Raw genomic sequence first — 13,714 nt, 5'->3', positions numbered from 1 at the left:
AGACACTTGTTAGAAAATCTAACGTCAAAATTCTACAAAAAATTCGACCCTTTCCACTCACAAGGCTGCCGGGAAAACAAAAACTCATAGATTACCTGTTCATTCACTTTCAGCATCTATCGTTTCCTCTTAGAATGTTAAAATCTAAACATGCACAAGAAAAAGGACCCATTCATGAGGAAAAGGCCCGGTCCATAACTAATTTTAATTTAACTTCTTGTAAAGCAACGTAGAGAAATATTTTCTTCCTTCCGGGGTTTTAATGTTCAATTGCTTCCATTCCTGCTTCGTTCCTTCAATCAGTTCAAAATCGAGAAAAGCTCCGCTTAAATTTTCTGAAACCCGGGTGATTCGATATCCTTTTTCAAGTAAATAATCGATTTGTTCCCTTTCTAAGCGATAGTCTTGATATTCGGACATTCCCATTCCCCCTTTTTTATAGGTTCTCCTTGCCAGCTGAAGCCGTAAAAACCGTCTCTTCTTCTAGCTCTAGACCCTTTTCGATTTTCCAATCCCTTCCGACGGAAATACCCAAATATTTCTCATCGCTGGGATCAATGATTTCAGCCTGTTCATATTTCTTGAACCACCAATACTTAGCCAATATATAATAACTTGCACTGCCAAGAACAAAGCCAATAATAAACGAATAATTCGAAAAAACCGTTGCACCAATTCCTCCAATCACCCAAGAAATGATTCCTGCCCAATTCACTCCATTCAAGTATTTATACTGGCCTTCACTCTCATAGAGTTCTTGTACATTAACCCGCCGTTTACGGAGAAAATAATAATCTGCTACCAGGATGCCGACAATGGATGCCAGGATTCCACCTATTATTAATAAAACTTCTATTATTATGCCGAACAGGCTCCATGGCTGAACCACTATCCCAATGACCCCCGCTACAACGACTCCCATCCAAAATGGCAATCTAGGACCCAGGATATTGGAGAAAATGGTAGCTGCGGGAATAACATTGGCCGTAGTATTCGTCGACCATTGAGCAAATACGATCATGATTAAAAGGACGCCGAGAGCTATCCCACTTGCTGATCCCTGTATAGCAACTACGGGATCATAATTGGAAACAGCCATATAGGAAACCGCACCGATAATGACCATGAACGTCTGAGTGATGGGATAGGTGATAATATTCCCAATTATCTGCCCCTTATTGCGCTTGAACCAGTTTTTTTCATTTTTTGGTGCTTTTATATAGCGGGAGAGGGTCGGCATATCTGCAGTCAATGTGCCCCAAAATCCCATATTTGCCATAATGACGACCATGAAAGCCGTAGCGGCAGCCCCGCCAGTGACCGGACTTTCAATCCAGGACCATACATCTCTTCCTTGGGCCACAGCTTTATCGGAAAGGGTAAAATACATCCAGCCAGAAATTAAAATGATAACAGGCGCTGCCAAGTCGGCAAAACGTTCTACCGATTTTATTCCCATTGCCGTGTTGACCAATTGTAAAACGGCAAAAATGAGGAAGCAGGTAAACCAATTATCAAAATCAAAAAGGGTTGTAAAGATAGCATTCATTGCAGTAGCTCCAAAGTAAGTGTTAAGACCAAACCAGCATGAAGCTACAAACCCCCGTACAACCGAAGGGATATGGGTTCCTATCGTACCGAACGGCGCCCTCATATAGACTGGGAATGATATTCCATGTTCAACACCAATATCCCCTGTCATTGTCATCAAAAATCCGAGAACCACACAGGCAATGACCGTTGCAAGAACGACCCAGCCTAAGGATAAACTTTGAACACCATTCCCGCCAATCGCGAAGGCAGCCAATACTACAGCCATGCCCACCCAAATGAAACCAAATCCGGCTGCACTTATGTTTTTCTCACTATGAGGTATAGGCAGCAAATCGGGAGACTTTAAATAATCTTTCTTCTCACTCATATAAAATCCCCCTATATTAATTTGCAGGATTCCTTACCGAAGTTAGACTGAAAGCTTTTTCCCTGCATCCTGCTTCAGCGCCGCATTATATTTTGCCCGTTTCAAGAATTGCCCTTTTCCAGCTTCGCCTACAAATTGTTTGTCTTTAATGACGAATTGACCTCTGGATAGGACGGAAACCGGTTCACCTGTAATTTCCATACCTTCAAACGCATTATAATCCACAGCCATGTGATGAGTATCTGCAGAAATGCTCCTTTTAACTTCCGGGTCAAAAATGACAATATCAGCATCCGAGCCTACTGCAATCGTCCCTTTCTTAGGGAATAATCCAAATAGTTTGGCAGCACGCGTAGAGGTCATGTCGATGAATTGATTCAAGGTAATGCGCTCTTTCATGACCCCTTCAGAAAAGAGGATACTCATGCGGTCCTCAATCGTTGGGCCGCCGTTTGGTATTTTCGTGAAATCTTCACGTCCAAGGTCCTTCTGACCCTTAAAATCAAAAGAGCATTGATCTGAGCCGATCGTTTGCAATTGTCCCATTTTTAAAGCATTCCATAGCACTTCCTGGTTTTTCTTCTCCCTTAATGGTGGGGACCATACATACTTAGATCCTTCGAAATGGGGCTTTTCAAGATAAGACTGGTCAAGGACCAAATATTGCGGACAGGTCTCCCCCCAAATATCCACCCCTTTATTTCTTGCCTCGATAATCTTTTCAACTGCATCTTCACAGGTGACATGAACGACATAGAGCTGACCGTTTGCCATTTCCGTCAGTTTAGCTGCCCTTCCGGTTGCTTCACCTTCAAGCTCCGGCGGTCTTGTTAACGCATGGTAAATTGGATCGGTGTTACCTTCAGCAAGCGCCTTCTTTGTAAGATAATCGATGACATCACCATTTTCGGCGTGAACCATGACTAGTGCCCCAAGTTCCTTTGCTTGCAACAAAGTGCGGAATAGTGTGGCATCATCTGCTTGAAAAACATTCTTGTAGGCCATGAACACTTTAAAGGAGGAAATCCCTTCATTATCGATGATACTTGGCAACTCAGCCAATACATCATCATTAATCTCACTGATCATTAAATGAAAACCATAATCTATGGCGGCCTTTTCGTTTGCCTTTTCATGCCATGTTTCAATCGCTTTCTTTAACGGCACCCCTTTTTCGGTCAAACAAAAGTCGATGATCGTTGTCGTTCCTCCATATGCAGCGGCAATCGTACCTGTTTCATAATCATCCTTTGTGGTTGTCCCGCCAAACGGCATATCGAGATGGGTATGTGGGTCAATGCCCCCCGGAAAAATATAAGCTCCTTTTGCATCAATGATTTCAGCCCCCTCAGCAGGCAGGTCCTTGCCAATCATTGCAATCTTCTCATTTTCAATTAATATATCTGCTTGATACGTATCTGCAGCTGTTGCAATCGTTCCATTTTTAATGATTTTCTTCAAATTCGATCCCTCCATCATTTTACGAAATCAACACTTTCACTGCCGATGCCCCCAAGTAATGATTGGCGTTCATTCCACGTCATTGGCGGTAATTCATTTGTCAATTCAATCATATCGATTGCCCCATCGACCGGACATACGATCGAGCAAAGATTACATCCTACGCAATCTTCTTCGCGCACCCTCAAGTAGGAGCTGCCTGATGTGTCCTTTAACATATCTATACATTGATGAGAAGTATCTTCACAGGCAATATGGCATTTGTTGCAGTTAATGCACACATCATTATTAATGCGCGCAACTACCTTATAATTAAGATCTAAATTTCCCCAATCGGAATAGCGCGGTACAGACTTACCGACAATATCCATCACAGACGATATCCCTTTTTCATCAAGGTAATTGGACAGGCCATCAATCATGTCCTCCACTATCCTAAAACCGTGATGCATGGCAGCCGTACAAATTTGCACTCCGGTTGAACCCATCAGTAAAAATTCCACTGTATCCTGCCAATTTGAAATGCCGCCTATTCCTGAGATGGGAACATTAATCATTGGATTCCTTGCACACTCTGCCACCATGTTCAATGCGATTGGCTTCACAGCAGGACCACAATACCCTCCATGAGCCCCCTTGCCGCCTACATGGGGAATCGTATTCCATGAATGAATATCCACTCCCGCTAAGCTGTTAATCGTATTGATCATACTTATTGCATCCGCACCGCCGCGCACCGCCGCTTCAGCCGTAACCGTAATGTCGGTTATATTAGGTGTAAGCTTGACGATGACAGGTTTGGATGCTGCTTCCTTCGCCCAATATGTTTGCTTTTCCACAAGTTCGGGAACCTGTCCCGAAGCAGCTCCCATCCCACGCTCTGCCATACCGTGCGGGCAGCCAAAGTTCAACTCGTAACCATCGACACCTACATCTTCTATACGCTTGATGATTTCATGCCACTTGTCCTGTTGTGGCTCCACCATAACTGATGCAATGATTGCATGATCAGGGAACCTCTTCTTCGTTTCATATATTTCTTTCAAATTCACTTCAAGCGGCCTATCCGTAATTAATTCTATATTGTTGAACCCGGCGACTCTTTGTCCATTAAAACTGACAGCTGCAAAACGTGATGAGACATTCAGGATGGGATCACCCAGTGTCTTCCAAACAGCTCCTCCCCAGCCAGCTTCAAATGCCCGCTGTACTTGATAACCCGAATTAGTGGGTGGTGCTGAAGCAAGCCAAAAAGGATTGGGAGATTTAATACCTGCAAGATCAATTGATAAATCAGCCATGATAAGCCTCCTAATTTTCATTATTATTAAGCAATATCCACCGCTTCACCCATTAAAACCGAGTCAATTTCATAGGCTGTCTTCTTCCCTTGCTGGGCAGCTGAAACAACCATTGCCTCACCTTGGCCTTTTCCGAAAATCACGTCACCGCACGCAAAGATCTTTTCATTCGATGTCCTGTAGGAATCACCCTCCAATGTTACGACTCCATCATCATGTTGTATGCCGAACTGTTCAATCAATCCTACATACCTCGATTGGCCTATAGCGCGAATGACCCCTTCGACAGGTATGACGAACTCTGATCCGGAAATTGTGACTGGACGGCGCCGGCCATCTTCCCCAGCCTCGCTAAGCATCATTTTCACACATTCGATGCCCGTTACCTGACCGCTTTCATCCGACAGGATTCTGGAAGGGTTAGTCAGCCAGTGAAACCCGACACCCTCTTGTTTGGCAAACTCATATTCAAAATCATAAGCTGTCATTTCCTTTTGGGTACGGCGATATATAATGCTCACTTGCTCGGCACCTAGGCGTACAGAACAGGTCGCGGCATCGATCGCCGTATTTCCGGCCCCAATTACCGCCATCTTCTTCCCAATGAATTTATCAGTGATGCCCTCCGTTTTCGTTGCCTTGACGAAATCAATTGCATCATAAACCTCAGCCAAATCTTCTCCTTCTATTCCAAGCTTAGGAACAGCGGACATGCCAATAGCTAAAATGACCGCATCATAGTCGGCAGTCAGCTGATTTACGGAAACATCAACCCCGACCTGTGTATTCGTTTTAATTTCTACATCCAGACTCTTTACTTGTTCGACCTCCCAATAAGAAATGCTCTGAGGCAAACGGAACGATACAATTCCGTAAGTATTTAATCCGCCTGGATTTTTTTCAGCTTCGAAAATGGTTACACTGTAGCCAAGCAAGGCTAATTCTCTTGCTGCAGATAAGCCCGCTGGACCGCTTCCTACAATGGCAACTTTTTTGCCATTCTTCTTCCCGGTCTTAAAAAGGGCTTGTTTATTTTGGATGGCCCAATCTGTGGAATAACGCTGGAGGTCGCCAATCATGATTGGCTTTGTAGAATGGTTCAGGACACATGCCCCCTCACATAACTCTTCAGTCGGACATACCCGCGCGCAGCTAGCACCGACGGGATTGGCCGTCATAATCGTCTTGGCCGACCCTTTAAAATTACCTGAAGCTATCTTCTTGATAAAACTAGGAATATCTATCCCTGTCGGACAGGCTTGGATACATGGGGCGTCATAGCAGTATAAACATCGATTCGATTCTTCCAAAGCTTCCCTTGGGGACAGCCCCCTCTCCGCTTCCTGAAAGTTAATCTCTAGGCCACCTTTTAATGGGCTCGTCATACTCATCTACTATTCTCCTTCCAATAATTTATTTTTTCGAAAAATAAAAAGGGAGGAATTGCATGCATTTCTCTAATAATACAATCCTCACATTTAAAGGATTGAAACATTGCAACATGGTTTTTCATCAACTTATTCAACAGACAGTCATGGCGATTTCCTTGCCAAAATTCTCACGTACATTTTATTATTTTCTCACTGGCCACGCCTGGTCCCTTCCTTCGGCATAAAAAGCCCCCCTACTAATCTTAAAAACTCAAATCCTGATGATTGATCTGAGAAATGAGTTATTCTTTATTTTATAATGTTAAAAAGTAAGTTACATTATACAAAGTGTAAAGTATTGCCAGCTGTCAGATATGCAATCTGTAATATCCATGTTATATTTCCTAACAACAAATGATAAACATCGTCATTTTTCTACATTCAAACTTAATATTCATCATACTTTCTGATATTCTTTGATGATTTGTTCAGAAAACCTATTTATCAACACTTTGTCCACATAAAAAAAAGCCCAGAAACTTTATTCAAGTTTTCCTGGGCTTATTATTTTTATCCACAACTTATGCACATAACATATTGCTTTATTCTCTTTATTTTTGCGGAACAAAAGCATTACAACCAAAGTTATCCACATAATTAAATTTGCTCCCTCACTTATCAACAAGCTGTTAACAACTTATCAACAGGAAGGTTATTCTGGATGAATAACGTAACGATTATATTTTTCATAATCCGTTTTCTTGCACTCAAGCTTAATTCGATATCCGTTTTCCTCATATTCAGTTTCCGTTATATGACCATTTTCATTGAAATAAGAAACCAGCTGTCCTTGATCAAATGGAATAAGCATTTCACAATGAGTATAGCCGACAAAAATATGTCCGCGAATTTGATTGATCAATTCCTCAATGCCGACTTTGTTTTTTGCGGACATATATACAGATCCACGATTCACCTGGGGAATTTCCAAATCGGTAAGGTCCGCTTTATTATAGGCAAAAACCGTTGGAATCCCTTTAATGCCTATCTCTTCTAAAGTCTTATCAGTTATCTCTATTTGCTGCTCATGATTAGGGTTGGAAAAATCGACAACATGGATCAACAGATCCGCTTCTACCACTTCTTCTAATGTGGATCGGAATGCTTTCACAAGGTGATGGGGCAATTTAGACACAAAGCCCACCGTGTCCGTCAATAAGAATTCCTTTTTATCCGGAAGCGGAATGTTTCGAACGGATGTCTCAAGAGTAGCGAACAGCATATCCTTTTCCAAAACCTGCTTCTCGGCTGTTGGATGGAACATCCCGATCAGGGCATTCATGATCGAAGATTTCCCTGCATTGGTATACCCTACTAAGGATACAACAGGGATGGAATTCTTTTTCCGCTGTTTTCTCTGCGTTTGCCGGTGCGCAACAAGCTCTTCCAATTCTTTATTCAAAACACTTATATTTTCCTCGATTCTCCTACGGTCAAGCTCTAACTGCTTTTCACCTGCCCCTTTGTTTGTGCCGACTCCACCACTTTGACGCCCTAATGACTCCCTTAAACCAACAAGGCGCGGGAGCATGTACTGAAGCTTTGCCACTTCTACCTGAAGCTGCGCTTCCTTCGTTTTCGCCCGGTGCGCGAAGATATCAAGAATCAAGATTGTCCGATCGATCACCTTGCAATCCATGTCCCTCTCCAGGTTCCGAAGTTGCGAAGGTGAGAGCTGATCATTAAAAATGACGACGTTAGCTTCTTTATACTCAACGAGACTTTTTACTTCCTCAATCTTCCCGGTACCGATAAAATGTGATGAGTTCACCCGATGCAAATTTTGTGTGATGGTCCCTGCAACCTCTACCTCACATGCTTCCGTTAAATTGGCCAATTCTTCCATTGAATATTCAAAATCCTTTTGACCGTTGAGATTAACTCCAACCAAGATTGCCCTCTGCTGTAATTCCATCCTTTCAAATCCCTTCCTACATACCGTACTCCCTATAACCTTACACATAGCCATACCTATCATACTGCACTAAAAGTCAGCCACATTGTAGCATACTGACCATCACTTGCATAACGATTGCTTAGCCAAGCAAAATGTTCTTATTAGAATTCCTTTTACTAATAAATAAATTCAACTATAAATAACAGGACTAAATATGACCTATCATGCTATATATCCTATTGATATTATTACTTTGGTTGACTAACATGATTTCCCTTGGACACCGTTAGCACTTTCCCTGTTCAAATCTATTTACGTTATCAAAGGAATATGGATGCATATTTTCCAAGTTTCACATGAAACAATCGGAAAGTGCATAACAAAGGCTCCCCAGCACCTTAAAATGCACCAGGGAGCCCATATTCTTTTATTCTTTTATTCTTTTATTCTCAGTAATCTTAGGCTGTTCAATGTAACTAATAATGTTGCACCCATGTCGGCAAAAATCGCCATCCAAAGTGTTAACCAGCCCGGCGCTATCAATAATAAGGCCAGGATTTTAATCACCAATGAAAACGTGATGTTTTGCTTAATGATTTTTAATGTTTTGCGACTTAAGCGGATTGTATAAGGCAGCTTCGATAAGTCATCACCCATTAAGGCAATGTCTGCTGTTTCAAGGGCCGTATCAGTACCTGCCCCGCCCATGGCAATCCCTACCGTGGAAGCTGCCAAGGCAGGCGCATCATTGACACCATCGCCCACCATGGCCACTCGATCATATTTTTGTTTCCATCGTTTGATGATGGTCAGTTTATCTTGTGGCAATAGCTCCGCCTCAATCTCCTGAACCCCAGCTGCAGCTCCAATCACTTTTGCTGTTCCGATATTATCCCCGGTCAGCATTATCGTTTTTTCAATGCCCAATGCATGCAGTTTCCGAATTGCTTCCTTACTGCTTTCCCTTATTTCATCAGCCACCGCAATGAGTGCCAGGAGCTTCATTTGATCACCTAGCACCATCACTGTTTTCCCTGCGTTTTGAAAGCCGGTGATCAGTTTTAGGACATCATTAGGGAAAACTATACCTGCCACTTCTTCAAGAAGATGGGGTTTACCAATGTAATAGATTTCTTGATTGATTTTCCCTTTTATACCTTTACCGGTGATTGCTGTAAAATCCTCGACCAATAAAGAATGATAGTCCACGTCATTTTGTTCCGCCTTTTGAAGAATGGCCGTGGCAAGGGGGTGCTGTGATCTGCTTTCTAAAGCGGCAGCGATCGCTAGCACGTCCTGTTCATTCAACACATCAGACAATACTGTGAAATCAGTCACTTCAGGTACACCCTTTGTTAAAGTACCCGTTTTATCAAACGCAATCGCCTTTAAGGCTCCTGCTTCCTCCAAATGGACCCCGCCTTTAATCAGCACACCATGTTTAGCAGCATTTCCTATTGCTGTCACAATAGCGATGGGCGTTGAAATGACCAAAGCACAAGGACAACCGACAACCAGTACAGCCAATCCCCGGTAAATCCATTCACTCCAATCTCCATTGTTCACAAGCGGGGGTAACACGGCAATGACCAAGGCAATGAGCATAATAGCCGGCGTATAAAATTTTGCGAACTTATCCACGAAAGCTTGGGAAGGGGCCTTTTCTGCCTGTGCTTCTTCAACAAGGTGGATGATTTTTGCAATCGTCGTATCCTCGACCCGCTTCGTGACCTCCACTTCGAGCAGCCCTTCCCCATTTAAGGTTCCAGCAAATACTTCACCCTCAACCGTTTTGAAAACCGGCTCGGATTCCCCTGTAATGGCTGCTTGATTAAGTGTCGAGGCCCCTTTCATGATCCTGCCATCCATGGCAATCTTTTGGCCGGGTTTAACGATCATGATATCGCCCACTTCAATCTCACCAACAGCAACCATCATTTCGTGATGCCCTCTTAGGATCAAGGCTTCTTTAGGTGCGATATTCATTAAGGATTCTATGGAATTACGTGCTTTATCCATTGAATATTTTTCCAGCGCTTCACTTATTGCAAATAGAATGACGACAGTTGCCCCCTCGCCCCATTCACCCAGCACGGCCGCTCCGATGATAGCAACCGTCATAAGGGTGTGCATATCAAAACGAATTCTGGCAAGATTTTTCAACCCATTGAAAAATAATGAATATCCTCCAACTATGATTGCAGCCGCATAACCGATTATCGGCATGGTGCCTCCATCAACATATTGCTTATCCAATATCCAACTGATTAGCAGAAGGATAACCGAGAACACCACTTTAATATTTTCTTTTTGCTTCCAAATTGGTTCCCTTTGCGTCACCTGTTCCTGTTCATCCCGGATTCTCAGGTTATCAAATGCCCCCGCCTTTTCAATCTCTTCAATTGTCGCGCTTCCCTGTATAGAAATTTTTGAAGCACCAAAGTTAATTTTGGCCTCCTTCACACCCTCCAGATCACGGACATTGTTTTCAAATTTAGCAGCACAATTCGTGCAGGATAGACCCTGAATACGATACGTTTTTAATGGGGACTCAGCCATCGACCTTTACCTCCTGCTGATGTTCTAATGCAATGAGAATCAATTGCTTTATATGGTGATCATCCAAAGAATAAAAAGCTAGCTTTCCTTCTTTTCGGTATTTTACGATTGCATGTTTATAAAGTGTACGAAGATGATGTGACGTTGTCGCCATCGAAGCACCAATGATATTGGCCAGATCGCACACACACAATTCTTCGTCCGTACAGAGCGCATAAGCTATCTTCGCCCTATTTTCATCACCTATCACCTTAAACAGCTTCGACATGCTGGATATATTCACCTGGCTCATCTCTTCTTGTATGCGATTAACCTTCACTTCATCATGCAGGTGGACATCACATACATCTTTCAGTTCCGTCATCTTCTCACACCTCTCATTCAAATATGCGTTTGATTATAATATAACATAATTCCCCGAATATTCAAATCCATATTGGAATGTTTAAGAATCTTTCCCCTTCCTCCAAACGGCATAGTGAAAGTACCCTATATGTCTTTATATGTGGGTATCACTTTTTTGTTTCACATCCACGATTTTGCTCGCCCCCTAGAATGGCTGAACAAAAAAAGACAGGCCACAGAATATCCGCCTGTCCTCTTTCCAGGAACCCATCCATCCTTCTCGAATCGCGTGAACCGAAACTTTTATCTGCCAGTGACAAAAAAAGAAGTCCTTCAAGCCCCTTCAATCCAATGATTTCAGTAATTCCCTATCCGTACCTTGATAAGTATAATATATTTAATTTAGTATTTTCTTGAAGAACTATGATATACTTAGTCAAACCTTTTTAAGCGTTTTACTTTACTTGTACCATTTACCCTGCTCATCGTTGAGCAGGGTTTTTTGTTATATATTTTCACAAAACAAAAAAGACAGACCCTATAACTAGGATCTGTCTTTATTTGTTTTTGAAATTATGCTTTTTGAACGTTAGAAGCTTGAGGTCCACGTTGACCTTGTTCTACTTCAAAAGTAACTTCTTGGCCTTCGTCTAAAGATTTGAAACCTTCGCTTTGGATAGCTGAGAAATGTACGAATACGTCGTCTCCGTTTTCGCGTTCGATGAATCCAAAACCTTTTTCTGCGTTAAACCATTTCACTTTACCTTGTTCCATTGTTGTTGCCTCCTAGTGCATTTAAGCACATTGTATTACTATCCTTGCTCTAAGTCATCATCGAAAACGAAAAGTAGTACTTTTAGTATCCTTAGTACCGAACAAAAATAATTAAGACTAAGCATAACATTAAATGGCAGCGATTGCAAATAGTTTGGGCAAACTTTTTTCAAGCAATTTTTAATACTCTTTAAATTCATCAAATAAGCATGAATGGACTCTATGTGTTATAGCTTACTGGCCCAGATGACATCTTACATGCATTTCACAAACAAAAACATCCCGTAACGGGATGTTTTTTGTAGATGCTCACATCAAAAAAATTATTTTTTCGTAATAAACTTTTCTACCAGCTCTTCTAATATGGCCGCTTCGTTTGCTAACTCTTCGTTTTGCTCTTTCAATCCAGTCATTATGGAGCTTTGTTGAATTGCAGCCGCAGAGATTTGCTCCGTTGTTGCGACTCCCTCTTCTGAAATCGCTGCTATTTCCTGAATGGATGCTAGACTTTCATCCGAGGACTCGTTGATTTTTTTCGCATGGGTCGCTAATTGTTCTGTGCCTTCCAACAATTTCTCTACGGATTCGAATATCTTATTGAAAATCTCGCCATTGTTTTCCACTAAGGAAACACCATTTAAGATATCCTGGAAACTTCTATCGTTATTTTGGATGACTTTGGCTGTTTGTTCATTAATCCGCATGATCGATTCTGAAATGATATCAATGGATTCATCTGTTTGCACAGCCAATTTTTGCACCTCTTGAGCGACTACAGCAAAACCTCTGCCGGCATCCCCCGCCCGTGCCGCTTCTATGGAAGCATTAAGGGATAGCAGGTTCGTTTGAGAAGCAATGACCCTTATTAAACCAATCACTTCATTTATCTTCACTACATCCTCTTCCAGGCTCACCAAATTGACTTTATTCGCTTGGCCATTTTCCAAGATTTTATCCATCTGGCTCGTTACATCCTGCACTTGTTTACTTCCTTGTTCTGCAAGTGTATTCGCATGCATGGTAAATTCATTCATTTTATTCGTTTGCTCGCTCATTAAACGGATTGTATCCGTTAAGTCACTGATCATATTGGAAATTCGGTCAATATGATGGGCACGTTCTTCAGAAGCTTTTGCCTCTTCCGTTGTCCCCGTTACTATCTGGCCATAGGATTCCACCATCTCTTCAAAGGATTGGTGAATGGACACTGTCGTTTGATTCATCTTTTTGAGCATGTTCACGGACATTCTGAATTATATGGGACAAACTTAATCTCATATCTTCGAATCCATCTGACAGATCGCCAATCTCATCCTGTCTGCCAATGGGAATCGATTTACTTAAGTCCCCTTCTGCCATTTCATTCGTGTAACCAACAAGCTCATTGACGGGTCCCGAGATCTTTTTACCGATGACAACGGCGCATAGCACGCCTAATATAATGGCACTTGCAAGAAATAAGATATTATAGAATATCATTTTGCTTTTCAATTCATCAATGAATTTTGCATCCATATCGATTCCGACAATCGCGTCCGTTCCTTCGATTGGCGTAAAGTAGGACTTGTGTGTTCCCCACTTATCTTTATATATTTCACTCAAGACGTCTTCGCTTCCATTTATCGATTTTGCCTGTTCCGGCGTGAAAGGGGATTCAACCAAAAAGTCCTCGCTGCCGTTCAGGGCTACAATCATTTCGGCATCATTCTCCCGCTTCAGTACGTAAACATATTCAATGCTCTTTTTATCTTCAACAAAGGCATCTAATTTCCGCTTAATCTCTTCTCCCCGCACCGAAGCATTGTTTATCAAAGTGGGATTGAGGCTTGCTGCTAAACTGTGGGCATTTTCAGAAAGACGCTCATCGAATTGCGGAAGGACATTCTCATTGATCATTTTATTAGTAATATAGGAAAAGCAAAGGCCCATGGCCCCTGCGAAAAGTACGAATGGAATAATATAAAACGAGAATAGTTTTGCCAGCAAAGATTTTTTAGGATTTAGCTTTGAAATTCTCATTTCCGTG

The 13,714-nt window shown here is 42.1% G+C and carries 11 protein-coding genes; all 11 read right to left on the bottom strand.

Going from position 1 to position 13,714, the window contains the following annotated elements; translation table 11 throughout:
• Positions 1 to 204 precede the first annotated feature (204 nt).
• Positions 205 to 420: a hypothetical protein gene (locus UP17_RS01085; protein WP_061461137.1), complete on the bottom strand. Its 216-nt coding sequence runs from the start codon at positions 418 to 420 to the stop codon at positions 205 to 207.
• A 16-nt stretch (positions 421 to 436) separates the two neighbouring features.
• Positions 437 to 1,921: an NCS1 family transporter gene (locus tag UP17_RS01080; protein ID WP_061461136.1), complete on the bottom strand. Its 1,485-nt coding sequence runs from the start codon at positions 1,919 to 1,921 to the stop codon at positions 437 to 439.
• Positions 1,922 to 1,963: 42 nt separating this feature from the next.
• Positions 1,964 to 3,382, bottom strand: a complete 1,419-nt coding sequence (hydA, locus tag UP17_RS01075; protein WP_061465932.1) for a dihydropyrimidinase — start codon at positions 3,380 to 3,382, stop codon at positions 1,964 to 1,966.
• Between the two features lie 14 nt (positions 3,383 to 3,396).
• Entirely contained in the window at positions 3,397 to 4,683 is a 1,287-nt protein-coding gene (gene preA / locus UP17_RS01070) for an NAD-dependent dihydropyrimidine dehydrogenase subunit PreA (RefSeq protein WP_061461135.1), read from the bottom strand.
• Between the two features lie 26 nt (positions 4,684 to 4,709).
• Positions 4,710 to 6,068, bottom strand: coding sequence for an NAD(P)-dependent oxidoreductase (locus UP17_RS01065; RefSeq protein WP_434218689.1), 1,359 nt, complete (start codon positions 6,066 to 6,068; stop codon positions 4,710 to 4,712).
• Positions 6,069 to 6,765: 697 nt separating this feature from the next.
• Positions 6,766 to 8,028 carry a GTPase HflX gene (gene hflX / locus UP17_RS01060; protein WP_061461133.1) on the bottom strand — a complete coding sequence of 421 codons (1,263 nt, stop codon included), beginning with the start codon at positions 8,026 to 8,028 and terminating at the stop codon, positions 6,766 to 6,768.
• A 417-nt stretch (positions 8,029 to 8,445) separates the two neighbouring features.
• Entirely contained in the window at positions 8,446 to 10,569 is a 2,124-nt protein-coding gene (locus UP17_RS01055; RefSeq protein ID WP_061461132.1) for a heavy metal translocating P-type ATPase, read from the bottom strand.
• The gene (locus tag UP17_RS01050; RefSeq protein ID WP_061461131.1) at positions 10,562 to 10,933 is read right to left on the bottom strand and encodes an ArsR/SmtB family transcription factor; all 372 of its coding nucleotides are present in this window, start codon (positions 10,931 to 10,933) and stop codon (positions 10,562 to 10,564) included. Before UP17_RS01050 ends, UP17_RS01055 begins: the two co-directional genes overlap by 8 nt.
• Positions 10,934 to 11,487: 554 nt before the next feature.
• Positions 11,488 to 11,688: a cold-shock protein gene (locus UP17_RS01040; RefSeq protein WP_034304915.1), complete on the bottom strand. Its 201-nt coding sequence runs from the start codon at positions 11,686 to 11,688 to the stop codon at positions 11,488 to 11,490.
• 323 nt (positions 11,689 to 12,011) lie between these two features.
• On the bottom strand, positions 12,012 to 12,923 hold the full coding sequence (locus tag UP17_RS01035; RefSeq protein WP_061461129.1) for a methyl-accepting chemotaxis protein: 912 nt from the start codon (positions 12,921 to 12,923) through the stop codon (positions 12,012 to 12,014).
• Positions 12,874 to 13,707 (bottom strand): HAMP domain-containing protein, encoded by an 834-nt coding sequence (locus UP17_RS01030; protein WP_061461128.1) that lies wholly within the window; start codon positions 13,705 to 13,707, stop codon positions 12,874 to 12,876. Before UP17_RS01030 ends, UP17_RS01035 begins: the two co-directional genes overlap by 50 nt.
• Positions 13,708 to 13,714: the final 7 nt, after the last annotated feature.

It is taken from the genome of Peribacillus simplex (genome assembly GCF_001578185.1).
In the GTDB taxonomy this organism is placed as follows: Bacteria; Bacillota; Bacilli; order Bacillales; family DSM-1321; genus Peribacillus; species Peribacillus simplex_A.
The sequence above is the reverse complement of the archived record's forward strand: the minus strand, read 5'-3'. Positions and strand labels throughout refer to the sequence as shown.